Source organism: Serratia sp. 2C06, from assembly GCF_050037615.1.
GTDB lineage: Bacteria > Pseudomonadota > Gammaproteobacteria > Enterobacterales > Enterobacteriaceae > Serratia > Serratia ureilytica.
Genome location: NZ_CP188299.1, coordinates 2,654,750 through 2,679,860 on the forward strand (window position 1 = coordinate 2,654,750; position 25,111 = coordinate 2,679,860).

General features: G+C 58.8%; 25 protein-coding genes. 10 read left to right on the plus strand and 15 right to left on the minus strand.

The window, feature by feature from the left end:
• The first annotated feature begins 3 nt into the window (after positions 1-3).
• Both betB and betA read left to right on the plus strand, forming a co-directional pair.
• Complete coding sequence (gene betB, locus ACP3TA_RS13185; protein WP_047572157.1) at positions 4-1,476, plus strand: betaine-aldehyde dehydrogenase; 1,473 nt, start codon at positions 4-6, stop codon at positions 1,474-1,476.
• 224 nt (positions 1,477-1,700) lie between these two features.
• Positions 1,701-3,368 (plus strand): choline dehydrogenase, encoded by a 1,668-nt coding sequence (gene betA, locus ACP3TA_RS13190; RefSeq protein ID WP_060659754.1) that lies wholly within the window; start codon positions 1,701-1,703, stop codon positions 3,366-3,368.
• A 109-nt stretch (positions 3,369-3,477) separates the two neighbouring features.
• Here betA and ACP3TA_RS13195 read toward each other — a convergent pair whose 3' ends face one another.
• The 3 genes from ACP3TA_RS13195 to ACP3TA_RS13205 form a co-directional block, all read right to left on the minus strand.
• A complete protein-coding gene (locus tag ACP3TA_RS13195; protein ID WP_046686690.1) occupies positions 3,478-5,103 on the minus strand; it encodes an FMN-binding glutamate synthase family protein in 1,626 nt (541 codons plus the stop codon).
• Between the two features lie 184 nt (positions 5,104-5,287).
• The gene (locus ACP3TA_RS13200) at positions 5,288-5,878 is read right to left on the minus strand and encodes a LuxR family transcriptional regulator (protein WP_004939094.1); all 591 of its coding nucleotides are present in this window, start codon (positions 5,876-5,878) and stop codon (positions 5,288-5,290) included.
• A 21-nt stretch (positions 5,879-5,899) separates the two neighbouring features.
• On the minus strand, positions 5,900-6,616 hold the full coding sequence (locus ACP3TA_RS13205; RefSeq protein WP_016928483.1) for an EAL domain-containing protein: 717 nt from the start codon (positions 6,614-6,616) through the stop codon (positions 5,900-5,902).
• A 514-nt stretch (positions 6,617-7,130) separates the two neighbouring features.
• Between ACP3TA_RS13205 and ACP3TA_RS13210 the strand changes: the two genes are divergently transcribed.
• The 4 genes from ACP3TA_RS13210 (at position 7,131) to ACP3TA_RS13225 (ending at position 12,103) form a co-directional block, all read left to right on the plus strand.
• Complete coding sequence (locus ACP3TA_RS13210) at positions 7,131-7,658, plus strand: fimbrial protein (RefSeq protein WP_004939088.1); 528 nt, start codon at positions 7,131-7,133, stop codon at positions 7,656-7,658.
• Positions 7,659-7,724: 66 nt separating this feature from the next.
• A complete protein-coding gene (locus ACP3TA_RS13215) occupies positions 7,725-8,408 on the plus strand; it encodes a fimbrial biogenesis chaperone (RefSeq protein WP_033642410.1) in 684 nt (227 codons plus the stop codon).
• Between the two features lie 27 nt (positions 8,409-8,435).
• On the plus strand, positions 8,436-11,051 hold the full coding sequence (locus ACP3TA_RS13220; protein WP_033642411.1) for a fimbria/pilus outer membrane usher protein: 2,616 nt from the start codon (positions 8,436-8,438) through the stop codon (positions 11,049-11,051).
• A gap of 11 nt (positions 11,052-11,062) precedes the next feature.
• Positions 11,063-12,103, plus strand: coding sequence for a fimbrial protein (locus tag ACP3TA_RS13225; RefSeq protein ID WP_033642412.1), 1,041 nt, complete (start codon positions 11,063-11,065; stop codon positions 12,101-12,103).
• Positions 12,104-12,177: 74 nt separating this feature from the next.
• Here ACP3TA_RS13225 and ACP3TA_RS13230 read toward each other — a convergent pair whose 3' ends face one another.
• The 5 genes from ACP3TA_RS13230 to ACP3TA_RS13250 all read right to left on the minus strand — a co-directional run bounded on the left by ACP3TA_RS13230 (position 12,178) and on the right by ACP3TA_RS13250 (position 17,907).
• Positions 12,178-12,636, minus strand: a complete 459-nt coding sequence (locus tag ACP3TA_RS13230; RefSeq protein WP_033642413.1) for a helix-turn-helix domain-containing protein — start codon at positions 12,634-12,636, stop codon at positions 12,178-12,180.
• Between the two features lie 205 nt (positions 12,637-12,841).
• Positions 12,842-14,422: a malate:quinone oxidoreductase gene (locus tag ACP3TA_RS13235; RefSeq protein ID WP_033642414.1), complete on the minus strand. Its 1,581-nt coding sequence runs from the start codon at positions 14,420-14,422 to the stop codon at positions 12,842-12,844.
• Positions 14,423-14,882: 460 nt separating this feature from the next.
• Positions 14,883-16,310: an alkaline phosphatase gene (gene phoA, locus ACP3TA_RS13240; protein ID WP_197822061.1), complete on the minus strand. Its 1,428-nt coding sequence runs from the start codon at positions 16,308-16,310 to the stop codon at positions 14,883-14,885.
• 131 nt (positions 16,311-16,441) lie between these two features.
• Positions 16,442-17,149 carry a glutathione S-transferase N-terminal domain-containing protein gene (locus ACP3TA_RS13245; protein WP_033642416.1) on the minus strand — a complete coding sequence of 236 codons (708 nt, stop codon included), beginning with the start codon at positions 17,147-17,149 and terminating at the stop codon, positions 16,442-16,444.
• A 74-nt stretch (positions 17,150-17,223) separates the two neighbouring features.
• Positions 17,224-17,907: an ArsR/SmtB family transcription factor gene (locus tag ACP3TA_RS13250; protein WP_033642417.1), complete on the minus strand. Its 684-nt coding sequence runs from the start codon at positions 17,905-17,907 to the stop codon at positions 17,224-17,226.
• 175 nt (positions 17,908-18,082) lie between these two features.
• On the opposite strand from ACP3TA_RS13250, the gene ACP3TA_RS13255 reads away from it, so the two are divergent.
• Positions 18,083-18,430 (plus strand): antibiotic biosynthesis monooxygenase family protein, encoded by a 348-nt coding sequence (locus ACP3TA_RS13255; RefSeq protein ID WP_033642418.1) that lies wholly within the window; start codon positions 18,083-18,085, stop codon positions 18,428-18,430.
• Positions 18,431-18,465: 35 nt separating this feature from the next.
• Here ACP3TA_RS13255 and ACP3TA_RS13260 read toward each other — a convergent pair whose 3' ends face one another.
• Positions 18,466-19,197: an isochorismatase family protein gene (locus ACP3TA_RS13260; RefSeq protein WP_206196179.1), complete on the minus strand. Its 732-nt coding sequence runs from the start codon at positions 19,195-19,197 to the stop codon at positions 18,466-18,468.
• Positions 19,198-19,329: 132 nt separating this feature from the next.
• Here ACP3TA_RS13260 and ACP3TA_RS13265 point away from each other — a divergent pair, with 132 nt between their 5' ends.
• Both ACP3TA_RS13265 and ACP3TA_RS13270 read left to right on the plus strand, forming a co-directional pair.
• Positions 19,330-20,226 carry a LysR family transcriptional regulator gene (locus ACP3TA_RS13265; RefSeq protein WP_060659749.1) on the plus strand — a complete coding sequence of 299 codons (897 nt, stop codon included), beginning with the start codon at positions 19,330-19,332 and terminating at the stop codon, positions 20,224-20,226.
• 168 nt (positions 20,227-20,394) lie between these two features.
• On the plus strand, positions 20,395-20,892 hold the full coding sequence (locus tag ACP3TA_RS13270; RefSeq protein WP_426784300.1) for an AAA family ATPase: 498 nt from the start codon (positions 20,395-20,397) through the stop codon (positions 20,890-20,892).
• A gap of 32 nt (positions 20,893-20,924) precedes the next feature.
• Here ACP3TA_RS13270 and ACP3TA_RS13275 read toward each other — a convergent pair whose 3' ends face one another.
• From ACP3TA_RS13275 to ACP3TA_RS13290, 4 genes are all read right to left on the minus strand, one after another.
• On the minus strand, positions 20,925-21,431 hold the full coding sequence (locus ACP3TA_RS13275) for a GNAT family N-acetyltransferase (protein WP_426784301.1): 507 nt from the start codon (positions 21,429-21,431) through the stop codon (positions 20,925-20,927).
• 62 nt (positions 21,432-21,493) lie between these two features.
• Entirely contained in the window at positions 21,494-21,751 is a 258-nt protein-coding gene (locus tag ACP3TA_RS13280; protein WP_004939031.1) for a YjhX family toxin, read from the minus strand.
• Between the two features lie 233 nt (positions 21,752-21,984).
• Positions 21,985-22,455: a cyanase gene (gene cynS / locus ACP3TA_RS13285; protein ID WP_042784021.1), complete on the minus strand. Its 471-nt coding sequence runs from the start codon at positions 22,453-22,455 to the stop codon at positions 21,985-21,987.
• A 20-nt stretch (positions 22,456-22,475) separates the two neighbouring features.
• Entirely contained in the window at positions 22,476-23,129 is a 654-nt protein-coding gene (locus ACP3TA_RS13290) for a carbonic anhydrase (protein WP_033642426.1), read from the minus strand.
• 111 nt (positions 23,130-23,240) lie between these two features.
• Here ACP3TA_RS13290 and cynR point away from each other — a divergent pair, with 111 nt between their 5' ends.
• On the plus strand, positions 23,241-24,191 hold the full coding sequence (cynR, locus tag ACP3TA_RS13295) for a transcriptional regulator CynR (protein ID WP_426784302.1): 951 nt from the start codon (positions 23,241-23,243) through the stop codon (positions 24,189-24,191).
• Here the strand turns inward: cynR and ACP3TA_RS13300 are convergent.
• Together ACP3TA_RS13300 and ACP3TA_RS13305 are read right to left on the minus strand one after the other, a co-directional pair.
• On the minus strand, positions 24,115-24,546 hold the full coding sequence (locus ACP3TA_RS13300; RefSeq protein WP_033637706.1) for a hypothetical protein: 432 nt from the start codon (positions 24,544-24,546) through the stop codon (positions 24,115-24,117). The genes cynR and ACP3TA_RS13300 overlap by 77 nt on opposite strands.
• A gap of 58 nt (positions 24,547-24,604) precedes the next feature.
• Positions 24,605-25,072 carry a winged helix-turn-helix transcriptional regulator gene (locus ACP3TA_RS13305; RefSeq protein ID WP_206196184.1) on the minus strand — a complete coding sequence of 156 codons (468 nt, stop codon included), beginning with the start codon at positions 25,070-25,072 and terminating at the stop codon, positions 24,605-24,607.
• Positions 25,073-25,111: the final 39 nt, after the last annotated feature.

Here is a 25,111-nt window from a genome sequence, read left to right on the forward strand (position 1 = left end):
CCTATGTCCCGTTTTGGCTTGCAGAAGCTCTATATTCATGGCGCCTATGTAGACAGCACCGCTGGAAAAACCTTCAACGCCATTAACCCGGCGAACGGCGAAGTGCTGGCTGAAGTCCAGTCCGCCGGCGCTGAAGACGTCGATCGTGCGGTGGCCAGCGCGGCCAGCGGGCAGAAGGTGTGGGCGGCGATGACGGCGATGGCGCGTTCGCGCATCCTGCGTCGCGCGGTGGATATTCTGCGCGAGCGCAACGATGAGCTGGCGGCGCTGGAAACGCTGGATACCGGTAAAGCGATGTCGGAAACCACCGCGGTGGACATCGTCACCGGCGCCGACGTGCTGGAGTACTACGCCGGCCTGATCCCGGCCATTGAAGGCGAGCAGATCCCGCTGCGCGATACCTCGTTCGTCTACACTCGCCGCGAACCGCTGGGCGTGGTGGCCGGCATCGGCGCCTGGAACTACCCGATTCAAATCGCGCTGTGGAAGTCCGCGCCGGCGCTGGCGGCGGGCAACGCGATGATCTTCAAGCCGAGTGAAGTCACGTCGCTGACGGCGTTGAAGCTGGCGGAAATCTACACCGAAGCCGGCCTGCCGGACGGCGTGTTCAACGTGGTGACCGGCAGCGGGGCGGAAGTGGGGCAGTACCTGACCGACCATCCGGGCATCGCCAAAGTCTCTTTCACCGGCGGGGTGAAAACCGGCAAGAAGGTGATGGCCAACGCGTCGGGTTCGACGCTGAAGGAAGTCACCATGGAGTTGGGCGGCAAATCGCCGTTGATTATCTTCGACGACGCCGATCTGGATCGCGCCGCCGATATCGCCATGATGGCCAACTTCTACAGTTCCGGCCAGGTGTGCACCAACGGCACCCGCGTCTTCGTGCCGGCGGCGCTGCAGGCGCAGTTTGAGGCGAAAATCCTCGAACGCGTGAAGCGCATTCGCCTCGGCGATCCGACCGATCCGCAGACCAACTTCGGGCCGCTGGTCAGCTTCGCGCACATGGAATCGGTGCTGCGCTTTATCGAGAGCGGCAAAAACAGCGGCGCGCGCCTGCTGTGCGGCGGCGAACGCGTCACCCACGGCGAATTCGGCAAGGGCGCTTATGTGGCGCCGACGGTGTTCAGCGACTGCCGCGACGATATGGAAATCGTGCGCGAGGAGATCTTCGGGCCGGTGATGAGCATCCTCAGCTACCAGAACGAAGAGGAAGTGGTGCGCCGCGCCAACGACACCACCTTCGGTCTGGCCGCGGGCGTGGTGACCCACGATCTGGCCCGCGCGCACCGCGTGATCCACCAGCTGGAAGCCGGCATTTGCTGGATCAACACCTGGGGCGAGTCGGCGGCGGAAATGCCGGTCGGCGGCTACAAGCAGTCCGGCGTCGGCCGCGAGAACGGCCTGACGACGCTGGAACACTACACCCAGATCAAATCGGTGCAGGTTGAGCTGGGCGAATACGCCTCGGTATTTTAACTATCCCCGTCGTCTTTCAAGCTACAGCGTTGTTGGCTGCGAGCGCAGACCCCAGTCACTTACTTGAGTAAGCTCCTGGGGCTCTGCGCCCTTGCCGCCTAGCTGTAACTCGAAATCCATAGGGGATATATCTTTTTCGCATCCAAAACTGCCTTGTTATATTCAGCATGCGGAATTCAAGCCATTCGCATCATTCAGGCATACGAATATTTAGGAGATAATGAATGGAATTTGACTACATCATTATCGGTGCCGGTTCAGCCGGCAACGTGTTAGCCACCCGATTGACCGAGGACGCCGACGTCAGCGTCCTGCTGCTGGAAGCCGGCGGCCCGGATTACCGGATGGATTTCCGTACCCAGATGCCGGCCGCGCTGGCGTTTCCGCTGCAGGGCCGCCGCTATAACTGGGCGTATGAAACCGATCCTGAGCCGCACATGAACAACCGCCGAATGGAATGCGGCCGCGGCAAAGGGCTGGGCGGTTCATCCCTGATCAACGGCATGTGTTACATTCGCGGCAACGCGATGGACTTCGACAACTGGGCCAAGGCGCCGGGTCTGGAAGACTGGACCTATCTGGACTGCCTGCCGTATTTCCGCAAGGCGGAAACGCGCGATATCGGCCCGAACGATTACCACGGCGGCGATGGCCCGGTGAGCGTCACCACGCCGAAGGCCGGTAACAACGAACTGTTCCACGCCATGGTGGAAGCCGGCGTGCAGGCGGGCTATCCGCGCACCGACGATCTGAACGGCTATCAGCAGGAAGGGTTCGGCCCGATGGACCGCACCGTGACGCCGAAAGGGCGCCGCGCCAGCACCGCCCGCGGTTATCTGGATCAGGCCCGTTCACGGCCGAACCTGAAGATCGTCACCCATGCGCTGACCGACCACATCGTGTTCGATGGCAAGCGCGCAGTGGGCGTTAACTATCTGCAGGGCGACAGCAATCAGCTGACCCATGCCAAAGCGCGCCGCGAAGTGCTGCTGTGCGCCGGCGCCATCGCCTCGCCGCAAATTCTGCAGCGTTCGGGCGTCGGCCCGGCGGCGCTGCTGAAAAGTCTGGACATCAACGTGGTGCACGATCTGCCGGGCGTCGGAGAGAACCTGCAGGACCACCTGGAGATGTATCTGCAGTACGCCTGTAAGAAACCGGTGTCGCTGTACCCGGCGTTGCAATGGTTCAATCAGCCGAAAATCGGCGCGGAATGGCTGTTCAACGGCACCGGCGTCGGCGCCAGCAACCAGTTCGAGGCCGGCGGTTTCATCCGCAGCCGTGCAGAGTTTGCCTGGCCGAACATTCAGTATCACTTCCTGCCGGTGGCGATTAACTATAACGGCAGCAACGCGGTGAAAGAGCATGGCTTCCAGGCCCACGTCGGTTCGATGCGTTCGCCGAGCCGCGGCCGGGTGCAGGTGAAGTCGAAGGATCCGCGCCAGCACCCGAGCATTCTGTTCAACTACATGGCGACCGAACAGGATTGGCAGGAGTTCCGCGATGCTATCCGCATCACGCGCGAAATCATGGCGCAGCCTGCCCTGGACGAATACCGCGGCCGCGAGATCAGCCCAGGGCCGGAGGTGCAGACCGACGAGCAGCTGGACGCCTTCGTGCGCGAGCACGCCGAAACCGCCTTCCACCCGTCCTGCTCGTGCAAGATGGGCGAAGACGAGATGGCGGTGGTCGACGGCCAGGGCCGGGTGCACGGCATGGAAGGATTGCGGGTGGTGGATGCGTCGATTATGCCGCTGATCATTACCGGCAACCTGAACGCCACCACCATCATGATCGCCGAAAAGATCGCCGACCGCATTCGCCAGCGCGCGCCGTTGCCGCGCAGTACCGCCGACTACTACGTCGCCGGCGATGCGCCGGTGCGCAAGCAGTAACCGACACGCCCTCTCGCCGTTGAGGGGGAGGGCCGCCGTAGCAAGCAACCCCTCTCCATATGCTCTTCCCCAAGGCGAGGGGGCAACTCTCTTTTTATTCCTTATCCCATCATGCCGCCGGCAGCGAGATTGCCTGATCGAAACTGTTGGGCGTCGCCATGCGCCACATGCGAGCGTAGAACTCGCTTTTGATCTCCGGCTGCAGCAGCGCGCCCGGCTCCAGGTAGTAATAGATATCGGCGTACACCTTGATCTCGGTCGGCGTGATGCGGCGCAGCATATGGTGTGAGGTCAACTGCTCCGGGCGGCTGACGCCGGCCGCCGCCAGCATGTCCGCCAGCGCTTTCACCGTATTTTGATGGAAGTGATAGACGCGCTCCGCCTTGTTCGGCACCACCAACGCCTTCTGACGCAGCGGATCTTGCGTCGCGACGCCGGTCGGGCAGTGGTTGGTGTGGCAGCTTTGCGACTGGATGCAGCCGACGGCGAACATAAAGCCGCGCGCCGAATTCACCCAGTCGGCGCCGAGCACCAGCACGCTGGCGATGTCAAAGGCGCTGATGATCTTGCCGCTGGCGCCAATCTTGATTTGGTCGCGCAGGCCGCAGCCCACCAGCGTGTTATGCACGAACAGCAGCCCTTCGCGCAGCGGCATGCCCATATAGTTGGAGAGTTCGAGCGGGGCGGCGCCGGTGCCGCCTTCCTTGCCGTCCACCACGATGAAGTCCGGCAGAATGCGGGTGTGCAGCATCGCCTTGACGATGGCGACGAACTCCCACGGGTGGCCGATGCACAGCTTGAAACCGACCGGTTTGCCGCCTGACAGCTCGCGCAGCTGCTGGATGAACTGCATCATTTCCAGCGGGGTGGTAAAGGCGCTGTGCGAGGCCGGCGAGATGCAATCCACGCCTTCCGGCACGCCGCGGGTGGCGGCGATTTCCGCATCCACTTTTTTCGCCGGCAGAATGCCGCCGTGGCCCGGTTTGGCGCCCTGGCTGAGCTTGATTTCAATCATTTTCACCTGCGGGCTTTGCGCCTGTTCGGCAAAGCGGCGCGGATCGAAATGGCCGTCGGCGGTGCGGCAGCCGAAATAGCCGCTGCCCAGCTCCCACACCAGATCGCCGTTGTTTTCGCGGTGATAGCGGCTGATGCTGCCCTCACCGGTGTCGTGGTAGAAATTGCCTTTGGCCGCGCCGAGGTTGAGTGCGCGAATGGCGTTGGCGGAGAGCGCGCCGAAGCTCATCGCCGAAATGTTGAAGATTGACGCGGAGTAGGGCTGGCGGCAGTCGGTGCCGCCGATGGTGATGCGAAAACTGGTGGGATCGGCGGCTTCCACCGGCCGCATCGAGTGGCCGATGCATTCATAACCGGTTTGGTACACGTCCAGCAGGGTGCCGAACGGCTTGTCGCCCATCTCGTTTTTCGCCCGGCGATACACCAGCGTGCGCTGGGTGCGGGAGAACGGGATTTCTTCATTATCCTGCTCGAGGAAATACTGGCGCAGTTCCGGGCGGATGAACTCGAAGAAGAAGCGCAGGCGGCCGATGATCGGGTAGTTGCGGCAAATGGCGTGGCGCTGCTGCGTGAGATCGTAGATACCCAGCACCATCAGGCAACCGCAGGCCAGGGCCGGCAGCCAGAACCACGGATGGTTGTGCATCATGATCAAGAAAACCAGGGTGAGCAAGATGCTCAGCACAAAGCAGGTATAGCGGCTGAATAAGGACGACTTCATAACATCTCCTGATGTTTATTTTTAATCCACACGACATGACTCACGGATAATCCGTGTGCAAATCGTAGCCAACAGGAGAGGATGTTGTGTGTCTGTTGCTGCTTTGTCGCCGGTTGTTACATTAATTTAACTCGGCGAGGGGGCGGGTTGCCGCGCGGCGTACCGCGCAACAAACCAGGGCGTGTTATTTGCCGGCGACGAAGATGGTGCTCATGCTGCGCAGCCGCAGCTTTTTCATCGCGCTGTATTTCTGCGAGAAGATGGTTTTCGGGTGCGTGCCGCGTTTTTCCGCGATATGCAGCAGGCTGTCGCCGCGCAGCAGATTGAAGATCACGTCGCTTTCCGCCGGGCTGAGCTCGCGGGTTTTCTGCACCCGGATACCGCCCGGCTCTTTGCTTTCCAGCAGCCGCTGGATTTTTTCCTGCAGCGAATAAAGCGGAATGCGGGTGGAGACCAACTCGACGGAAATCCCCAGGATCGACAGCAGTTTCACCACGCGCTCGTCGTCATAGAACACCAACAGGCGCGTTTTGCTGTTGTACTGCTGGTGCAGGGACACCAGGCTTTCGATCACGTTGACGCTCTGCTCCAGGTTTTGCGAGGTGAAAATCAGCGCGATATCGTGCTTGGTGATCTTTTCCGCTTTGGCACCGCCGTGCATGAAATCGGAAAACAGGCGGATATCGTACGCGCCGTAGTGTTTCTTCAACAGCACCGACAGGCCAACATAGCTGTACTTACACTCACTAATCACAAGAACGTTGTTTTTAGACATAGGGCAAACACCAATACCGAGTTAAAAGTATTCAGCTGTAAGAAGCGAGTTCAAATCCTTGATGCTGGATTCCTTCCACAGCTTTCCCTGCAGTGCGTAATATGGCATTTCATCCAGCCATTTCTTGTGTTCGGGAGTTTCAACTCCTTCGATAATTACCTTGTAATGATTAAGGTAAAAGAAGCGCAGTAACGCGCGCATCAAGCCCTCGCCGCCGGACTTTTTCATAAAGTCCCAAAGCAGAAAACGATCGAGCTTAACGAAGCGGAACTGGCTGTTGTACAACGCGGAAAAACCCGCATAGCCAGAACCAAAATCATCGAGCCAAAATGAATAACTATTCAATGACGGATCGCCGTGCACGCGATCTTTCACCAGCCGGGTTGAATTCTCGCTGATCTCAAAATGAATACAGCGCAGGGCATTAATTCTTTCGGCAAAGTGAGTATTCGCCAGCGATTGCAGGGAATAATCGTCAACATTCAAAGTGGCTATCACTTGGTTTTCATGAAACCAGTGTTTGTATTTATCGATCAGATTTATCTGATCCATCAAAATCTCAATCCGGGTAGCGCTGTCGGCATGGCGAAAGAACTGTTCAGGAGAAAAATGGGCATATTCGCTATTAAACGTAAAGCGAGACAGGCATTCAACGGCCAGCAATTGTCCCGATTTCGCGAACATTGGCTGGAAAACATAATTAATGCCGTTATTTTTCTCTCTGAAAGAACCGCTCATTTCCCAATCCTTGGATTGATATTTAACTTGTTGATTTTAAATGATTAAAAAGAAAGTTACTCCGTATTTTTTGGTAAATTTCTTATTTAAAGCGTCAGGATGGCCGAAACGTGTCGACAGACCATTTAACGCGGAATTCGTGCCAAAGTCCAAACGTCGCAATCTGTTACTAAATGTAAATATTCGGGATAATATTCTGATTTTCAGGCCTTAACGCAAAATGTTGAACTCTGCAGCTTTCCCAAACACAGATTATTCCTATTCATATGAATCGTCAACATCGATCGATAGGTATCCGCCGATAGTTTATTCCTATCAAGAGGGGGCTTATGAATGTTTTAAACGATTTAACATTAAGAATATGCTTAGTCTATATTTCGTCCGGCAATGAGTTCATCGAGGCAACGCTCCTTTTCAGCAAGGGAGTGCTATCGCTGAGTGTATGCTCAGTGGCGGCAATATATATATAAGCCCGCCACTGAATCGATTATTTTATTGTTCTATGGAGCTGGAAATGAAAAAAGTATTATTGCCTTTGGCTGCCCTGGTATTGTCTGCAACTGCTTCCAACGCAATGGCAGCAAACGGCAACGTTAAATTCACCGGTGAAATTGTACAGTCCACCTGTAAAGTTGTTGATAAAGACCAGAATAAAGAAGTTTACCTGGGTAAATATCCTACCACCGCTTTCCCAACTGCCGGTTCTACCAGCGGTGCTAAAGCTTTCGATATTAGCCTGGAGAAATGTGAAGCGGGTAACTACACCCTGCGTTTCGACGGTAACACTCCAGCTGGCCACCCAGAGCTGTTGGCTGTAACTGGCGGCGCAACTGGCGTTGGCGTTGAAATTCTGGATAACAACGGTTCTACTCTGCCAATCTCTCAGGAAGTGGCTACCCCAGCTACCGTAACTGTTGCTGCTGATGGCGATAACCCAGGCGCTGCGACTTTCAACCTGCGCGCTCGTTACAAATCCTTCCAGGATCTGGTAACTGCCGGTCAGGCAAACTCTAACGCTACCTTCACCATCGAATACAAATAATTCGCTGGCAGGATAGATAGAGTTATTGGCCAAGGATGGCTAAATTTTGAGAGTTGAGACATTCCGATGAAAAAAATTCTGACTGGTATTTTATTCGCATTCTCTGTTAATGCCTTTGCCGGCATTCAGGTTGATGCGACGCGTGTCATCTATAACAGTGCAAGTAAATCCGCATCGCTCTCAATCAGCAATGACAGCGACGATACCTACATGGTGCAAACCTGGCTGGATACTGGCGACGCAAGCCAGATGCCTAAGAATTTGCCGATCGTGGTGACACCACCCATTTTGAAGCTGGCTGCCAAGAAAGACGCCATTTTGCGTTTTATTTATTCCGGCAGCGGTTTGCCGCAGGACAGAGAATCTCTGCTCTGGGTTAACGTACAGGAAATTCCGCCAACGCCTAAGCAAGATAACGTGCTGCAGGTGGCGATCCGTACCCGTATCAAGCTGTTCTACCGCCCGGATTCGTTGAAAACCAACCTGCAGCAGCAGGCAGAAGCGCTGAAATGGACGCGCCAGGGCGGCAATTTGGTCGTGACCAACGATGGCCCGCTGTTCGTCACGCTGGGCGTATTGAACCTCAAGAGCGGCGGTAAAAGCTGGAAAGTGAACGCCGACATGGTCAAGCCACACGACAGTCTGCGTATTTCCCTGCCTCAGGGGGCGCAATCAGCCAGCAATATGTCGTTTACCTATATCAACGACTATGGCGGTCACACCGAGATTAAAAACGTCGCACTGAATTGATTTGAAGCACTTCAAGGAATGAAAGAAATGGCACACAAAAGAATAACAACCCTCGCGCCAAAACGTTTGGTGAAGCTGATTAATGGTGTAATTTATTTTTCTGCTGTGCCTTTTTCATTCTCACATATGGCCATGGCGGAGGAGCAGTTCAACACTTCCTTCATCCATGGCGATGACAATATCGCCCAGGTGGCGTCGTTGGCCAGCGGGGATGATATTCTGCCGGGTAAATATCCGTTTGATATCTATCTCAACGGGCAGCGTATCGATCACCGTGAAATCGAGTTCAAGAAAGAATCCAAGGACTCTCCTGTCGCCCCGTGCCTGACGGCGGCGGACTATCAGGATTACGGCGTAAAGCTGCCTGGCGATCTGACCACCGCAGGTGCCGAGCAATGCTACGCATTGCCGCAGCAGATCTCCGGTGCCAAGCTGAACTATGACGCCGCCGTACAGCGTATGGATCTGGAAGTGCCGCAGGTGTTTCTGATCCCGCGTCCGCAAGGCGCCATTTCACCGAAAGTTTACGATCGTGGCATCAATGCCGGCTTTGTTAACTATAACTTTAGCGGCACTCATAACCGCTACGGCAACAACCAGAACGACAAGACCTCAGACTATTACTTTTTGAGTCTCAACAACGGCCTCAATATCGGCGATTGGCGCCTGCGCAACAACTCGACGTTGAACCAACAGTCGGGCGCCGGTACGCATTGGAAGAACATTTCCAGCTGGGCGGAAACGGACATCGTTTCTCTGCGCAGCCGTCTGGTGATCGGCCAGACCAACACCAATAACAATGTTTTCGACAGCATTCAGTTCCGCGGTGTGCAGATGTCCAGCGCCGACGACATGCTGCCGGAAAGCCAGCGCGGCTATGCGCCGGTGGTGCGCGGTGTGGCGACGACCAACGCGCGCGTTGAAGTGCGTCAGAACGGCTATACCATTTACAGTACCAACGTGCCGCCAGGGCCGTTTGCGCTGACGGACATTTTCCCAAGCACCTTGAGCGGTAACCTGGATGTGACGGTCATCGAAGCCAACGGTTCGAGAACCTCATTCGTCGTGCCATTCTCCTCGGTGCCGAACATGCTGCGCGAAGGGATTTGGAACTATCAGCTGACCGCCGGTAAATACCACGACGGCACCAGCCGCTATCAGCCCAAGTTTGTACAAGGTACCTTGTCGCACGGCATGTCGTATGACATCACGCCTTACGGCGGCGTGCTGGTGGCGGAAAACTACCGTTCAGCGGTTGTGGGCCTGGGTAAAAACCTGGGGAACTGGGGGGCCGTTTCCTTTGATATGTCCTATTCCGACACCAACCTGGTGAACGGCGATGACAAGCAAGGGGAAAGTTTCCGTTTCCTGTATTCCAAGTCGCTCAACGATTGGGGGACGGAATTCCGCATTGCCGGTTACCGTTACTCGACCTCCGGCTATTATGATTTCTCCGATGCGGTTGCCGAGCGCGAACGCTATGAGAACGGCTATTACCGTAACGATTACTACGATCAAAACGATCGCAACCTGGGCGTGCCGGACTGGGCGGAGTCGCGCCGTCGCAGTTATTATACCAGCCGGTTCAACAACAAACGCCAGCGCGTTGAGCTGTCTGTCAACCAGCGCATCGCCGGTAATTCGACGCTGTACGCCAACCTCAGCAACCAGTCTTACTGGGGCGGATCCGGCGAAGACCGCACCGTTCAGACCGGTTTTAACAGCAGCTATAAAAATATCAGCTATGGCGTCTTCTATCAGGACAGCCGCAGCAACTACGGCTATAAAGATCGCAGCGTCAACCTGACCGTATCGATTCCGTTCAGCTTCTTCAGCAAGGATTCGTCGGATATGACCGCCAGCTTCAACGCCGGCCACAGCAAGCAGAGCGGCAATACCTACAGCGCCGGCCTGAGCGGTACCGCGCTGGATGACAACCGCTTGAACTATGCGGTGCAAAGCGGCCATGATCGTTATTCGGGCCAAACCAGCTCGGCCAACGTCGGTTACCAGGGCAGCATGGGGAACATCAATGCCGGTTACAGCTACAGCAAAGATTATCAACAATCTTCGTTGGGCGTGGCGGGCGGCATCGTCGCACACTCCGGCGGCGTGACGTTGACCCAGCCGCTGCAGAACACCTTTGTGCTGGTGGAAGCCAAAGACGCCAAAGGCGTTCGCATCGAAAACCAACCGGGCGTCGCCATCGACCGCTTCGGTTACGCGGTAATGACCTCGGCGTCGCCATACCGTCATAACCGCGTGGCGCTGCGCACCGAAGATATCGGCAACGGCCTGGATATCCCGATGGCGGCGCGAGACGTGGTGCCGACTTACGGCGCAATCACCCGCGTGAAGTTTGAAACGCACACGGGCCAAAGCCTGTTGGTGCACAGCAAGATGGCCGACGGCAGCGTACCGCCGATTGGCGCCAACGTCTTCAGTGCGGACGGCAAGAACAACGGTACTGTCGGTACCAACGGCGATATTTATATTTCAGGGGCTTCCGCAGGGGATCGCCTGCTGGTGAAATGGGGCAACGACGCGGGCGAAAGCTGCTCACTGGTGGTGCCGGAATTGAAAGCGGCGACCGAACAGCTGATGGGTTATCAGGAACTTTCGCTGACCTGCGGAAAACCGTAAAAGGAAAGGATATGTCTTCTTTGTTAAAGCACAAGAATCTCGGGTTGGCGGCTGGGCTGCTGGTCACGCTGGGCGCGTTTTCTCAGAGCAGCTATGCGCTGTCTTGTAAGCAGAACGGCAGCATTCGCCAGGATATCGTGCTGGATAAAGCCATCAAGGTGTCGACTGCCAATACCGCGCCGGGCGCGTTGCTGTGGCGTTCGCAGACCTTTACCTCGACCTTCCAATGTACGGATGACTGGAACAACCCGAAAGGGGAGAACGCCTACCTGTACTGGGATCCGCAGTCCCGGATGAGTCAGATCCATAATTCGATCGAAGTGGGTGTCACTTATCAGGGGATTGATGTCAAACCGACTAAAGGCGCACGTCAGGACGTCGGTCCCGGCACGGAATGTCGCCGTTCGGGCAGCCGTTGTTTGTCTCCGGCCAGATCGCTGACGGTAACCGTGTCTTACGCCATCTACATTAAAGCAACCGGCAAGGCGCCGCCGGCCGGCGGCAAGATCAACGACAACAACTCGTACTCGGTATTTCAGGTTGATGGCGTCGGCGGCTTGAACGGCACGCCGAACAGTAACTTTAACGCCTACATTTCCGGGCTGGGCAACATTCAGTTTATTTCCTGCAACCCAAAAATTACTGTGGTGGCCAACAACGGTTCGACGGTGAATTTCGGTACTATCCCGCGTCAGAATGCGGTGGTGGGTAAAATCGAGAAACAGGTACCGTTCTCGGTGGCCGCCAATATGTCCGATCCGACGACCGGACAGGACTGCCAGGGGGAGACGCTGCAGGCCAGCTTCAGCACCACCTATCCACTGCAGGATAACAGCGTGATCCTGCCGACCAGCGACAGCGGTTTCGGGATTTTGATCTCGCAGGCGGCGACGCCGAATACGCCGATCATGATGAACAGTCCGGTCGATCTGGGCCTGGTCAACGGCACCATCGTTGAAAAGAACTTTATGGCCAGCCTGAAATGGTTGAGCACCAACCCGAAAGTGGGGCCGTTCAGCGCATCGGCGAATATTGACGTCACCTTCAAATAATTCGGTGTCTCGTCAATAAAGAAAGGGTTCAGTTCTCGCGAACTGAACCCTTTTTTGTGCCTTTACCATGAGGATTAACGCAGCCCCATCCAGCTGGTGCATACGCCTTCCGGCAGTTTGCCGGCAAACCAGTGCGGTAAGGCGGGAGCGTCGCGGTGTTGCTCTGTCTGCGTCTGCGCCGGCTGCGCCGGCCACTCTGCGACGTCCCAGCGGGTGGTGCGGCGATAGACCGCCGGGGTCTTGCCGAACTGTTTCTTGAAGGCGCGCGAGAACGACGGCTGAGAATCGAAGTGGTATTGCAGGGCGATATCCAGGATCGGGCGTGGGGTGGAGCGCAGCGCCTGCGCCGCCTGCGACAGGCGCCGCTCGCGGATATAGCTGCCGAGCGCGTGGCCGGTGGTGCTGCGGAACATGCGCTGCAGGTGCCATTTGGAGTAGCCTGACTTGGCGGCGACGTTATCCAGCAGCAGCGGTTGGTCCAGATGAGTTTCAATCCAGTCTAGTAAATCGTGAATGATATTGACGCGATCCATGGTTTTAGTTCTCCCGCAAAAACGACATTCAGGTCACAGTGACTTAGCTTAATTATCCAAGAATATACTTTGATAATAGGCGCGACTACGCCGTTACGCAAGGGTAAACCGGGGGTAAATAGGTGGCCAAAAATGCTCTTTGAGCGGCAGGGGTATAGAAAAAAGGCCGCATAAAGCGGCCTTGTCAGCAGGAAACCACGGGGAATCAGTTAGTTTCCGGTTTCACTTCAATGTAGTTCAGACCCAGCACGCTGCTGGTGTAACCGCGGATCTTGTTGGTCATCTCGATATCGCCGTTCAGCTTGTGGCCGTAAGACGGGATGATCTCTTTCAGCTTGCTCTGCCATTCCGGCGTCGCCACTTTGTCTTTGAACACGGTTTCCATCAGATGCAGCATGATCGGCGCAGCGGTAGAAGCGCCCGGCGAAGCACCCAGCAGAGCGGCGATACTGCCGTCTTCAGAACTGACGACTTCGGTGCCGAACTGCAGCACGCCGCCTTTATCCGCATCTTTCTTGATGATCTGTACGCGTTGGCCCGCGGTCCACAGCTTCCAGTCTTCCTGCTTGGCGTCCGGGAAGTACTCTTTCAGCGCGGCGAAGCGGTCGTCGTCGTTCATCATCAGCTGGCCGACCAGGTATTTCACCAGATCGAAGTTATCCAGACCGACGTGGGTCATCGGCATCAGGTTCGAGGTGCTCAGCGAGTGCATCAGATCGAACAGCGAACCGTTCTTCAGGAACTTGCTGGAGAAGGTGGCGAACGGCCCGAACAACAGCACGCGCTTGCCGTCCAGCATGCGGGTATCCAGGTGAGGCACGGACATCGGCGGTGAACCTACGCTGGCCAGGCCATACACTTTGGCCAGGTGCTGGTTGGCGATCTCCGGGTTGGTGGTGACCAGGAACTGGCCGCCGACCGGGAAGCCGCCGTAGCCGTCGGCTTCTGGGATGCCGGACTTCTGCAGCAGGGTCAGGGACGCGCCGCCTGCGCCGATGAACACGAACTTGGCGTTAACGGTGGTTTCTTTGCCGTCGCGGTTCAGATCGGCAACGGTCACGCTCCAGGTCTGGTCGGCGTTGCGCTTGATGTCGCGCACTTCGTGGCTCAGGTTCAGCTTGAACTTGTCGCTGGCGCTCAGCGCGTCAACCAGCTGGTGGGTGATCACGCCGAAGTTGACGTCGGTACCCAGCGGCATGCGGGTCGCGGCGATTTTCTGCGCCGGATCGCGGCCGTTCATCACCAGTGGCGCCCACTGCTTGATCTGCGCAGGATCTTCGGAGTATTCCATGCCGCGGAACAGGGTGCTGTGCTGCAGCGCCGCATAGCGTTTACGCAGGAAGTTGACGTTGTCGTCGCCCCACACGAAGCTCATGTGCGGCACGCTGTTAATGAAAGATTTCGGATCTTTCAGGACATTGTTTTTCACCTGATAAGACCAGAACTGGCGAGAGATTTCGAAAGACTCGTTGACCTTCACCGCCTTGCTGATGTCGATGGTGCCATCGGCTTTTTCCGGCGTGTAGTTCATTTCGCTGAAGGCGGAGTGCCCGGTACCGGCGTTGTTCCAGCCGTTGGAACTCTCTTCCGCTACGCCGTTCATGCGCTCGTACATGTCGATGGTCCAGGTCGGCTCCAGCTCATGCAGATAGGTACCCAAGGTGGCGCTCATGATGCCGCCGCCGATCAGAACCACGTCGACGGTTTTATTCTTCTCTTCAGCCGCCGCCTGTTGCGTAACGCCAAACAGGCTGAGACTGAAAATCAGGACGAGTAATTTTCTCATTGAATTAAATCTCTTGTGTGTAAATTCTACTCATTGCAGGTGAAAGAATTTAGCGGGAGTTACCCTGGAAATAATGAAGCCGACCGCCCGGCGAAAGCCGATAGGCAGCAATAATGCCTTTTTGTTAATAGGGTATTTAACGAAAAGTGAACTATTGCAGGCCGTCCGGATGCAAATTGATCGGTTCACGTTACTGGCGGGGTATTATTGTTTGCGAGAATGTTAAAAACTACTTTTGTAACTAAAAAAAATGAATATAAGCAAAAAACGGCCGGTTGCTGTCGCAGGAATAAACAGAGAGGGAAGAAAGGCCGTATAACCGCGTTATTTTCATGGGTTAATTGCCGCGTAATTAGACGTTATTTCGTTATCACACAATAATTGCGGTTAAATTGCAAATACCTAGCGGTAACCAATAATAAATGGCCGCCGTGGCGGGCGGCCATCGTTCAGGGGTCGGTTACTTGATACCCATCGCATCGCGCATGGTGAAGAACAGATCGGTCTGATCGGTCAGGCCCACTACGTTGGCGGCGTGCGGGCCGTAGGCCGCGACGCGCAGCTGGGTGCCGGTGTGTCCCTGAGATTCCTCTTCAGAGTTGCCGTAGCTGAGGGTCATCGGCGCGCCGTCCTTGGTGGTCAGCTTTTGGGTCAGGCCCGGCGCTTTGGCGTCGGCGGAGACGATCTGGCTGGCGTGCGCGTGGTCGGCGGTGACGATCACCAGCGTGTTGCCGTCGGCGCGGGCGAAGGCCAGCGCTTTTTGTACCGCTTCGTCCAGATCGACGGTTTCGCCAATCTGCCCGCACGGGTTGGCGGCGTGATCCTGTTTATCGATCGACGCGCCCTCTACCTGCAGGAAGAAGCCGTTCGGGTTGTCTTTCAACAGCGCGATCGCTTTTTCGGTCATCGCCGCCAGCGTTGGCGTGGCGGCGGTGCGCGCCGGGTTGTTTTCGCAGGTCACTGCCGGTTTGTCGAGGTTGCCATGGTAGCTGGCTTTCGGCCCCAGCCAACGCACCGGCATATTGCCGTCGGCGAACAGCCCCAGCAGCGGTTTTTGCTGGTTGGCGAGGGTAACGGCCTGCAGTTCGTCGGCGTTGCTTACCCACTGATAACCCTGCGCCGCCGCCTGGTCCTTCAGCGATTTTCCTTGCCATTCGCCGCTTTTTGCCAGCTGGTTGAACGATTTCGCGCCGCCGCCCAGCGTGACGTCGGCGCGGGTTTTCAGCAGTTGTTCGGTGATGGAGCCACGGCCGCCATTTTCCAGCGCGTTAGCGGCGCATTTCTCGCTGGTTTCCTCCGGGCCATAGCACTTGCGTGAGATGACGTGCGAGACCAGCGCCGCCGGCGTGGCGTCTTGCAACTCGGCGGTGGAGACGTTGCCGGTGGCCTTGCCGGCCGCCTTGGCGATCTCCAGCAGCGTCGGTTGATCCTTGCCGTTCACGTCCACGCCGAGCGCGCCGTTATAGGTTTTCACCCCGGTGGCCCAGGCGGTGGCGGAGGCGGCGGAGTCGGTCACGTAGTCCGGCTTGTGGGTTTTCCTGTCCAGCGAGTAATGGGTGTATTGTCCGGTCAGCGGCAGGGCGTCGATGCCCTTGAAGTAACCGCCTGCGCCTTCGGCGTAGTTGCGCGCGGCGGTGATCTCGGAATCCCCCATGCCGTCGCCGATCAGCAGGATCACGTTTTTCGCCGTTTTGTCCGACAGCGATGCCTTCAGCGCGGCGGTCTGATCGCCGGTCAGACGGCGGGCGCCGCCCGGTTCGACGAGGTTGCCGCGCGCGGCGCGATCGGTCAGGCCATCGGCATTGGCCGAGGTTTCCGCCGCGATGGCGGAGGAACAGAGCAGGGCGGACAGTACGGTGCCGGCGATCAGGGATACAGCAGGTTGCATGGGGTAAGCTCCTTGTCGTAATACAACAATGTAAATAACATCAAATTGTTACGAAAGGAGAGTAGAGCAGAGGGATGACAATTTTATGACAGCGGAAGGCGGGACGGCCCGGCGGCCATCCCGTTTGACGATCAGGCCGCGCGCGCCGGGATAGCGAGCCCGCGCTGCACCGCCGGGCGCGCCAGACCGCGCTCCAGCCACTGCGCGACGCGAGGGAAACTGTCGAACTCCACCAGTTCGCGCGCCTCATAGAAGCCGATCAGGTTGCGCACCCAACCCAGCAGCGAGATATCGGCGATGGTGTACTCCGCGCCCATGATCCAGTCGCGGCCTTCAAGTCGCGTTTCCAGCACGCCGAGCAGGCGTTTCGATTCGTTTTTGTAGCGCTCCAGCGGCCGCTTGTCTTCATATTCGCGCCCGGCGAATTTATGGAAGAAACCGAGCTGGCCGAACATCGGGCCGACGGCGGCCATCTGGAAGAACACCCATTGAATGGTTTCGTAACGCTGCGCCGGGTCCTGCGGCAGGAAACGGCCGCTCTTTTCCGCCAGGTAGAGCAGAATGGCGCCGGATTCGAACAGCGGCAGCGGCCGGCCGCCGGGGCCGTCGGGATCGATGATCGCCGGGATCTTGCCGTTCGGGTTCAGCGCCAGGAATTCCGGCGTCCAGGTTTCGTTGTTGCCGATGTCGATCAGGTGCGCTTCATAAGGCAGGCCGATCTCCTCCAGCATGATGGAGACTTTGACGCCGTTCGGCGTCGGCAGAGAGTAGAGCTGCAGCCGTTCTGGATGCTGAGCCGGCCAGCGTTTGACGATCGGGAATTGGGTGGAATCGAGCATGGAAACTCCTCGGGTTGGCGGGGTCGCTTAAGCGTACCCCTAGAGTATTGCAGTAAAACTACCCTGTCGCCGGGTTACACCGTGAGGTCAAAATGTGCGGCCAGCGCTTTTTTACCGGCGGGGGTCAGCTGCAGCTCGCGGCTGTCGAGCCGGCGAAGGATCCAGCCGCGTTGGATAAAGGCGGCTAACAGCGCGGCGCCCAGCGCGCCGCCGAGGTGAGATCGGCGTTCGCTCCAATCCAGGCAGCCGCAGGCGAAGCGGCGGCGGGTCGGCGCGGGGGAGCAATCGACGCCCAGCCGCGCCAGCGCGGCCTGACCGATGTCGCTTAACCGGTAGTCTGCCTCGCCGGTCAGCCAGTTCAGCGCATGCAGCCGATCGTGCAGCTTCACCGCCACCTCGCCCGCCATATGGTCGTAGCAGGTGCGAGCATATTGCAGCGAGGTGGGCGTGCGGCTTTTCAGCGACGGGCGCGGCACGCCCGCCAGCGCCATCAGGCCTTCCAGCGCTTCGGCTACCGGTTGCCCGGCCAGCCGAAAATAGCGGTAGCGCCCCTGTTTGACACAGGCAATCAACTGCTGCTCCAGCAGCTTCGCCAGATGTGCGCTGGCGGTAGACGGAGCGACCTCGACCGCCGCGCTGAGCTCGGTGGCGGTGTAGGCGCGCCCGTCCATCAACAGGCACAGCATGCGCGCCCGGGTGCGGTCGGCGATGGCGGCGCTCAGCGCCGCTAAACGATCTTCTATCTCGATGTTATACATACTTCGAGGTTAGACGAAGTATGGCTGTGCGTCCATTGCTAGCCTGTGGTCATCGCACTTTGGTGCTGTGCGGCCGTATTCGCTGGATATTGATGAGCGGGCGTTGAAACCGGTGCAGTGGCGCCATTCTTACCCTGCGCGCGTACCGTAATTTTACCGTTGAGAGGAGAAGATAATGATCGCCGTGATTTTTGAACTGCAGGCCGCCGATGGGCAGCGCGATACCTACCTGGAGTTGGCGGCGGCGCTGAAGCCGCTGCTGGCGCAGATCGACGGATTCATTTCCATCGAGCGCTTTCAAAGCCTGGCCGATCCTGCGCGCTTGTTGTCGCTCTCTTTCTGGCGTGACGAGGCGGCGGTGCAGCAGTGGCGCAATCTCGAGCAGCATCGCGCGGCGCAGGCGCGCGGCCGTGGCGAGGTGTTGGCGCAGTATCGGCTGCGGGTGGCGGAGGTGGTGCGGGACTACGGGTTGGAGAGACGCGATCAGGCGCCGCAGGATAGCCGTGGCTATCACCGCACCTGAGAAAAAGCCCGCCGCCGGCGGGCTTTCTTCGTCCGTTATTTCGCTTCGCTGCCCACCTTCATCGCCCCGGCGTAGCTGGCGCCCATCCCCCAGGCAGCGCCGTGGTCGCGGGCGATCTGCAATACGCCTCCCGCCGTGGCTTTGCGGCTCCAGTCCTGCTGCCATTCCAGCATCAACGCCACCCAGTTGATGGGCGTGGCGCCCGCCTGTATCAGGCGCTGCATGGCGTTGTTTTGGCTGTCTGGCGTAATGTCGCCGGTGACGTCCGACAGAATATAAACCTCATATCCCTCGCCCAGGGCGGACAGCGCCGGCAGCATCACGCAGCTGGCGGTCCACAATCCGCCGATGATGATTTTCTTGCGGCCGGATTGTTTAATCAGATCCACTACGCGCCGATCCTGCCAGACGTTGATGGCGGTGCGATCGTACACCTGCAGATCCGGACGTGCCTGCGTCACCTGCTGGAATACCGGCCCGGCGAAGCTTTTGGCGTTGGCCGAGGCCAGAATGGTCGGCACGTTGAACACCTTGGCGGCCTTGGCGATACCGGTGGCGTTATTCACCAGGTTGGTTTGGTCGATAGAGGAAATGGTCATGCCGAACATGTCCTGCAGATCGACCAGCAGCAGCAGACTGTTCTCGGCGGTCAGCGGTTGCACATAACCCGTCTGGCGGCTATCGGCGGCGGGGGATTGCGCCAGCGCGGCGACGGGGGCGGTGGCGGCGCTCAGGCCGAGCATCAAGGCGAACAGGGTCTTTTTCATTATTAACTCCATGATTATCAGTAGATTAAATTCACTTCCCACTCAGGGAAGTGGTTGAATAAAGTCTACTGAGGTTGTTGAGGTTAATAATCTGTGTTTTATTGAATTAATAATTAACCTGTAGGACATAATATGGACGTGCTACTGACGATGCGCGCCTTTCGCCGCGTGGTTGAGCGCAACAGTTTCTATAAGGCGGCGGAGGATCTGGCGATCACGCCGGCGGCGTTGAGCAAGCAGATTAAGCAGTTGGAAAGTCGGTTGGGAACGCTGTTGCTGGTGCGCACCACCCGCAGCATGAGCCTGACCGAAGCCGGGCAGCTCTATTACCAGGAAGCCTGCCGGTTGCTTGGCGAGTTCGACGCGCTGGAGCAGACGGTTGCCGCCAGCGCGCAGCAGGTCTCCGGCACGCTGCGGGTCAATGCGCCGCTCTCGTTCGGTCTGACGGTGCTGTCGCCGCTGCTGCCGCCGTTTATGCAACGTTACCCGCAGCTGCAGGTGGAACTGACGCTGGACGACAGGGTATTGGATGTGGTGGCGGCCGGGTTCGATATTTCCTTGCGCATTCGCCGCCGACTGCCGGATTCTTCCCTCAGCGCCCGGGCGTTAGGTGACGTGCACCAGCGAATTTGCGCCGCGCCCGGCTATTTGGCGCAGCACGGCGTGCCGCAAACGCCCAAGGAATTGCAGCGACACAGCTGTCTGGCCTATTCCCTGGCGGAAAAACCGGGGCAGTGGCAGTTCACCGCCGGCGAGGAGAGCCTGAGAGTGACGTTCACTCCCCGGCTGATCGCCAACAACAGCCTGATGCTGCGGGATATGCTGGTGGCGGGACTGGGCATCGGTTCGCTGCCGTCGTTTGTGGCGGATCCCGAGATCGCTGCCGGCAGACTGGTGCGGCTGTTCCCTGAACAGATTGCCGACGTGCATCAGGTCTTCGCGGTTTACCCGACGCGCCGGCATGTGCAGCAGAAAGTGAGTTTATTCACCGAGTTTGTGCGAGAACAGGGATTGATGACGGCGAATTGACAACGCTGCACGGTTGTCATATTCATTAGCTATGAAAAAATCCCACCGCCCATTCGCGAAAATTATTATCACCCTTCTCCAGAGGGTGGGATAGCGCGTGTGTCGCCAATAAAAACTCGCCGGTAGGCGGGTTTTTTTATCCCCTTCCGGCAACGACCGGAGAACGTCATGAAAACCTACCCTGCAGTTTTACACCTGATGTGCGGCAAGGCCGGCGCAGGCAAATCGACGTTGGCGCAGCGTTTGGCCCAGCAGCCGCAAACGCTGTTGCTGAGTGAAGATGCGTGGCTGGCGACGCTGTATGAACAGGAGATGGCCAACCTGCAAGACTACGCGCGCTGTTCCGAACGGTTACGGCGGGCGCTGGGCGGGCACCTCGTTCAGCTGCTGCGCGGCGGCTGGTCCGTGGCGCTCGATTTCCCGATGAATACGCCGGACAGGCGGCGCTGGGCCAAAGCGTTGGCGGAGGAGGCCGGCGTCGCGCACTGCCTGCATTTTCTCGACGTCAGCCATGCGCAGTGCCTGAGCCGGATAACGCTGAGAAACGCGCGCGGTGAGCACCCGTTTACACTGAGTGAGGCGGAGTTTGAGCATCTGGCGCAGTATTTTGTTCCCCCGGCGGAAGAGGAAGGGATGACCGTCTTGCGTTATGGCGAACGGGACTGAAAACCGGCGCCATGACGGCGCCGGCAACAGGGTTAGGCTTCGGCGTTAAACGCGTTGTGGAAGGTGACCTCCGCGCACGGCAGCGCGCCCTGGAAGGCGACGGCGCGGAAGTAGTCTTGCGGCACGCCCGGCAGGGTCAGCGCGCACTGCGCCTGGAAGCCGAAGCGGCCGTAATAGTTCGGATCGCCCAGCACCACGCAGCCTGCGGCGCCGCGTTCCTGCAGCTCGGCCAGCAACTGGCGGATCAGCCGGCTGCCGATCCCCTGGCTCTGACAGGCCGGCAGCACCGACACCGGCGCCAGCCCGTACCACCCGGCGGCGCCATTGCTGAGTACGACCGGCGAGACGGACGCGTGCCCGATCGGTGTGCCATTTTGCTCGGCGAGCAGCGACAGGGTGAGGGCTCCCGCCGCGCGCAGCGCATTAACGATAAACTGCTCGGTGTGGCTGCTGTGTTCGGCATGCAGGAACGCGGCGGCGGTCAGGGTGGCGATGGCGCCGACGTCGGCCGGCGTTTCGTGGCGTAACGTGATGTTCATGGTTATATCCTGATTAAATAAGGCTGTGCCGACCGGGCTGCCTGCCCGGCCGGTATCGATGATTAACGGTTATCCAGCTGCGCCCGCACGGCCTTGAGCCCGGCGAAGGTGACGCGATAAGGGCGCCCCTGGCGAGAGAGGATCAGGCGTTTGGTTTTGAGCTTGGTGAAGACGGCCAGCGAGCAGTCGGCCAGGCCGAGCCCTTCGCGGGTGTAGCATTCGACGTGGGTGACGCGACCGGCGTCGTTGCGGGTGAAGGCGATATAGCCGCCTTTGGCCAACACGTGCAGCACGCGTTGTTCCGCTTTGGAAATGTTCATGTTGGGAGATCCTGTAATAACCCCAGATACGCGCATCCCCGCGCAAACGCGCGTCGGATACGTCAGAGTCCCTCGCCATACGGCAAGGAAGCGACTATCGGGTGGTTACAATCTCCAACATACAGGCCTCGGGCAGTGAAAAACGCCAGGGTGGCGTTTCAGCGCAGATAATGTAGCCAATGGCCGGTTGGCTGTCAATTTGCCGGCGACGCAGGCCGCCGGCGAAAGGCCAATTAGAAAGGCTTGGTCGGCAGGTATTTGCCGTCCAGGGTGATCACCGCGCGTTCGCCGCCTTCCGGATCGGCGACCTTTTTGATATCCAGCTTGAAGTTGATGGCGCTGATGATGCCGTCGCCGAACTGCTCGTGCACCAGCGCTTTCAGCGTGGAACCGTAAACCTGCAGCATTTCATAGAAGCGATAAATGGTCGGATCGGTCGGCACGCCGCCGGGAATGCTGCCGCGCAGCGGGATGGTTTGCAGCAGCAGCACCGCCTCTTCGTCCAGCCCCAGCTTGGTCGCTACCGTGCGCGCCGCCGGTTCCGGCAGCGCATGCTGCCCGAGCAGCGCGGCGGTGACGAACGCCAGGCTGAGACCGGTGCCCTCGGCCAGCGCTTCGAACGTCAGGTTATGGCGAATTTTGGCGGCCATGATGGTGTCGGTGAGCGCTTCGCGCGGGGCGGCGTTATGCAGAGAGTGTGTCATGTTAGCTCCTTATTGTCGGCTTAAAAACGGGCGATCGCCGGGGTGGCGGTCACCTCGGGATGGGTGGCGAGTGGTACGAAGCGGCGGGTTTCGCCGTCCAGCGCCTCGATAGCGCCGCTGGCGATGTCATAGACCCAGCCGTGCAGCGCCAGGCGGCCCTGATCCAGCGCCAGCGCGACGGAAGGATGCGTTTTGATGTTGTTGAGCTGGGCGATGACGTTCTCGCGCACCATCGACGCGACCCGGGCTTCGTCGCAGGCGTGCGGATAAGCCTGATTGACCGCCTTGGCGGAATCGGCGTAACGCAGCCAGCCGGCGACCGTCGGCAGGTGATCCAGACACTGGCAGGTGGCGATGGCGGTCATCGCGCCGCAGTCGGAATGGCCGCAGATCACGATATCTTCCACGCCCAGCGCGGCGACGGCGTACTCGACCGAGGCGGTCACCCCACCGGGTTCGGGGCCGAAAGACGGCACGATGTTACCGGCGTTGCGGATAACGAACAGATCGCCCGGCTCGCGCTGGGTGACCAGCTCCGGCACCAGGCGGCTGTCGGAACATGAGATAAACAGCGTGCGCGGGTTTTGGCGGGTCGCCAGCCGCTGAAACAGCGCCGTGCGTTCAACAAAGGCTTCGCGCTGAAACTTCAGGAAGCCTTCAATCACCTCTTTCATTGTTTTTCTCCCTGGGAGGTAAGCGATGACGGCATGATGAACGCTTCTGGTTATAGGGGCTAAGACCCATTTATAATGCCGGCTATAGGTTTTACTAATAGCTGGGGCGCTATGCTGCTGCGACATATCCGATATTTTCTGGCCGTTGCCGAACAGGGCAATTTCACCCGCGCCGCCGAAGCGCTGCACGTCTCGCAACCGACGCTCTCCCAACAGATCAAACAGTTGGAGGATGCGCTGGGAGCGCCGCTGTTCGATCGCAGCGGCAGAAGGGTGCAGCTCACCGACGCCGGTGAGGCCTGGATGCGCTATGCGCGCCTGGCGCTGCAGGATCTGGACGCCGGCGCGCGGGCGATCCATGACGTGGCGACGCTGGCGCGCGGCCATTTGCGGCTGGCGATGACCCCGACGTTCACCGCCTATCTGGTGGGGCCGACGATTGATGCGTTCTATCGCCGCTACCCGGGGATTACGCTGAGCATTGAGGAGATGGCGCAAGAGCGGATCGAGGCGCTGCTGGCGCAGGATCGGCTGGATCTGGGGATTGCCTTTGAGATGGCGCAGTCGGCGGAGGTGGAAGCGATGCCGTTGTTCAGCGAAACGCTGGAGCTGATGGTCGGCGCTGAACATCCCCTGGCGGCGCGGCGTCGGCCGCTGACGCTGGCGGAATGGCAGCATCTGCCGCTGGCCTTGCTGAGCGGCGACTTCGCCACGCGGCAGTTTATCGATCGCTACTGCACGCAGTTGGGGTTTCGGCCGCAGGTGGCGGTGGAGGCCAATGCGCTGGGCGCCATCGTCGAGATCGTGCGGCGCGGGCAGCTCGCTACGCTGTTGCCGGCCGCGATTGCGCGCGAGAACTGGCAGTTGAAAAAAGTGGCATTGGCCAACGCCATGCCGGTGCGGCAGGCGGTGTGGCTGCAGCGCAAAGGCGCTTACCGCAGCGCCGCCGCGCAGGCGTTTATCGCCGTCTTGCAGGAACAGGGCGTTACGCCAACGCCCCCCAGCGCTGCGTCATCCCCAGCAGATGCACCAGCCCGAAGCCGAGGCAAATCAGCGAGCTGACGACGATAAAGCGCTGGCTGCGGCCGGTATCGCGCAGGGCGAAGGGGCCGGCGACGCCGCGCAGCAGGTAGATGAAGGTAATGATAAACAGCGCGGGCCGCAGCAGCGGCAGCGGCGCGATCAGGCCCGCGCCGGAAAGCGCATACAGCGACCAAATAAACAGCACCAGCGCGATACCGGCGGTGACGACGGCCGGGAACTTTTTACCCGCTTCCGCCGCCTTAATGAAGCGATCGCCGGCGCCGCATAGCCGGTAGCCGCGCGGCCCGGCGGCGATCACCCAGATATGCAGCAGCGCGGCGATGGCGCTCAGCGCGGCGCCGATCAGCAGCGCGGTGTTATAGAGGTGTGGCATGGTTCAGCATCCTTGTCCTAAATCAGTCTGGTATCAAGCGTAGACCAGAATGGGTAAGTCAGGCCGGGGGGAGCTCAACGGCCGACATTTGCAGCGCGTCTTCAGGCACTACGTGCGCCTGCGCATCGATAAATGCCAGCTGCACCGGCAGCCCGCTGCGTTTATCCACCAGTTGAACGTGGGGGCTGTCATGCAGAATATGCCGGTGGCCCCATGCCATCAGCGCAACCAGGATAGGCCCCAGGCTGCGCCCCTTGTCCGTCAAGATATATTCATGTCGTTCGCGCTCGCCCGGCTCCCGGTAAGCGCGTTTGGCCAACAGTTCTTGTTCTACCATGGCATTCAGACGGTTGCTCAACGCCTGGCGTGAAGCACCGATATTCTCGCGCAGCTCTTCAAAACGGCGGACGCCGTAGAATGACTCGCGCAGGATCAGTAACGTCCAGCGATCGCCAAGCAGATCCGCGGCCTGCGCCAGCCCGCACAGGGCAAGAGAAACGGTAGGGAGATCGGGAGATTTTGACATGGGCATTTTCCTTCGCTAATCTAAGTCTTGTTTTTAGAC

Excerpts from the sequence above, each read along its gene's own strand:
- betB (WP_047572157.1), top strand. The coding sequence starts at position 4 with ATGTCCCGTTTTGGCTTGCAGAAGCTCTATATTCATGGCGCCTATGTA.
- betA (WP_060659754.1), top strand. The coding sequence starts at position 1,701 with ATGGAATTTGACTACATCATTATCGGTGCCGGTTCAGCCGGCAACGTG.
- ACP3TA_RS13195 (WP_046686690.1), bottom strand. The coding sequence starts at position 5,103 with ATGAAGTCGTCCTTATTCAGCCGCTATACCTGCTTTGTGCTGAGCATC.
- ACP3TA_RS13200 (WP_004939094.1), bottom strand. The coding sequence starts at position 5,878 with ATGTCTAAAAACAACGTTCTTGTGATTAGTGAGTGTAAGTACAGCTAT.
- ACP3TA_RS13205 (WP_016928483.1), bottom strand. The coding sequence starts at position 6,616 with ATGAGCGGTTCTTTCAGAGAGAAAAATAACGGCATTAATTATGTTTTC.
- ACP3TA_RS13210 (WP_004939088.1), top strand. The coding sequence starts at position 7,131 with ATGAAAAAAGTATTATTGCCTTTGGCTGCCCTGGTATTGTCTGCAACT.
- ACP3TA_RS13215 (WP_033642410.1), top strand. The coding sequence starts at position 7,725 with ATGAAAAAAATTCTGACTGGTATTTTATTCGCATTCTCTGTTAATGCC.
- ACP3TA_RS13220 (WP_033642411.1), top strand. The coding sequence starts at position 8,436 with ATGGCACACAAAAGAATAACAACCCTCGCGCCAAAACGTTTGGTGAAG.
- ACP3TA_RS13225 (WP_033642412.1), top strand. The coding sequence starts at position 11,063 with ATGTCTTCTTTGTTAAAGCACAAGAATCTCGGGTTGGCGGCTGGGCTG.
- ACP3TA_RS13230 (WP_033642413.1), bottom strand. The coding sequence starts at position 12,636 with ATGGATCGCGTCAATATCATTCACGATTTACTAGACTGGATTGAAACT.
- ACP3TA_RS13235 (WP_033642414.1), bottom strand. The coding sequence starts at position 14,422 with ATGAGAAAATTACTCGTCCTGATTTTCAGTCTCAGCCTGTTTGGCGTT.
- phoA (WP_197822061.1), bottom strand. The coding sequence starts at position 16,310 with ATGCAACCTGCTGTATCCCTGATCGCCGGCACCGTACTGTCCGCCCTG.
- ACP3TA_RS13245 (WP_033642416.1), bottom strand. The coding sequence starts at position 17,149 with ATGCTCGATTCCACCCAATTCCCGATCGTCAAACGCTGGCCGGCTCAG.
- ACP3TA_RS13250 (WP_033642417.1), bottom strand. The coding sequence starts at position 17,907 with ATGTATAACATCGAGATAGAAGATCGTTTAGCGGCGCTGAGCGCCGCC.
- ACP3TA_RS13255 (WP_033642418.1), top strand. The coding sequence starts at position 18,083 with ATGATCGCCGTGATTTTTGAACTGCAGGCCGCCGATGGGCAGCGCGAT.
- ACP3TA_RS13260 (WP_206196179.1), bottom strand. The coding sequence starts at position 19,197 with ATGAAAAAGACCCTGTTCGCCTTGATGCTCGGCCTGAGCGCCGCCACC.
- ACP3TA_RS13265 (WP_060659749.1), top strand. The coding sequence starts at position 19,330 with ATGGACGTGCTACTGACGATGCGCGCCTTTCGCCGCGTGGTTGAGCGC.
- ACP3TA_RS13270 (WP_426784300.1), top strand. The coding sequence starts at position 20,395 with ATGAAAACCTACCCTGCAGTTTTACACCTGATGTGCGGCAAGGCCGGC.
- ACP3TA_RS13275 (WP_426784301.1), bottom strand. The coding sequence starts at position 21,431 with ATGAACATCACGTTACGCCACGAAACGCCGGCCGACGTCGGCGCCATC.
- ACP3TA_RS13280 (WP_004939031.1), bottom strand. The coding sequence starts at position 21,751 with ATGAACATTTCCAAAGCGGAACAACGCGTGCTGCACGTGTTGGCCAAA.
- cynS (WP_042784021.1), bottom strand. The coding sequence starts at position 22,455 with ATGACACACTCTCTGCATAACGCCGCCCCGCGCGAAGCGCTCACCGAC.
- ACP3TA_RS13290 (WP_033642426.1), bottom strand. The coding sequence starts at position 23,129 with ATGAAAGAGGTGATTGAAGGCTTCCTGAAGTTTCAGCGCGAAGCCTTT.
- cynR (WP_426784302.1), top strand. The coding sequence starts at position 23,241 with ATGCTGCTGCGACATATCCGATATTTTCTGGCCGTTGCCGAACAGGGC.
- ACP3TA_RS13300 (WP_033637706.1), bottom strand. The coding sequence starts at position 24,546 with ATGCCACACCTCTATAACACCGCGCTGCTGATCGGCGCCGCGCTGAGC.
- ACP3TA_RS13305 (WP_206196184.1), bottom strand. The coding sequence starts at position 25,072 with ATGTCAAAATCTCCCGATCTCCCTACCGTTTCTCTTGCCCTGTGCGGG.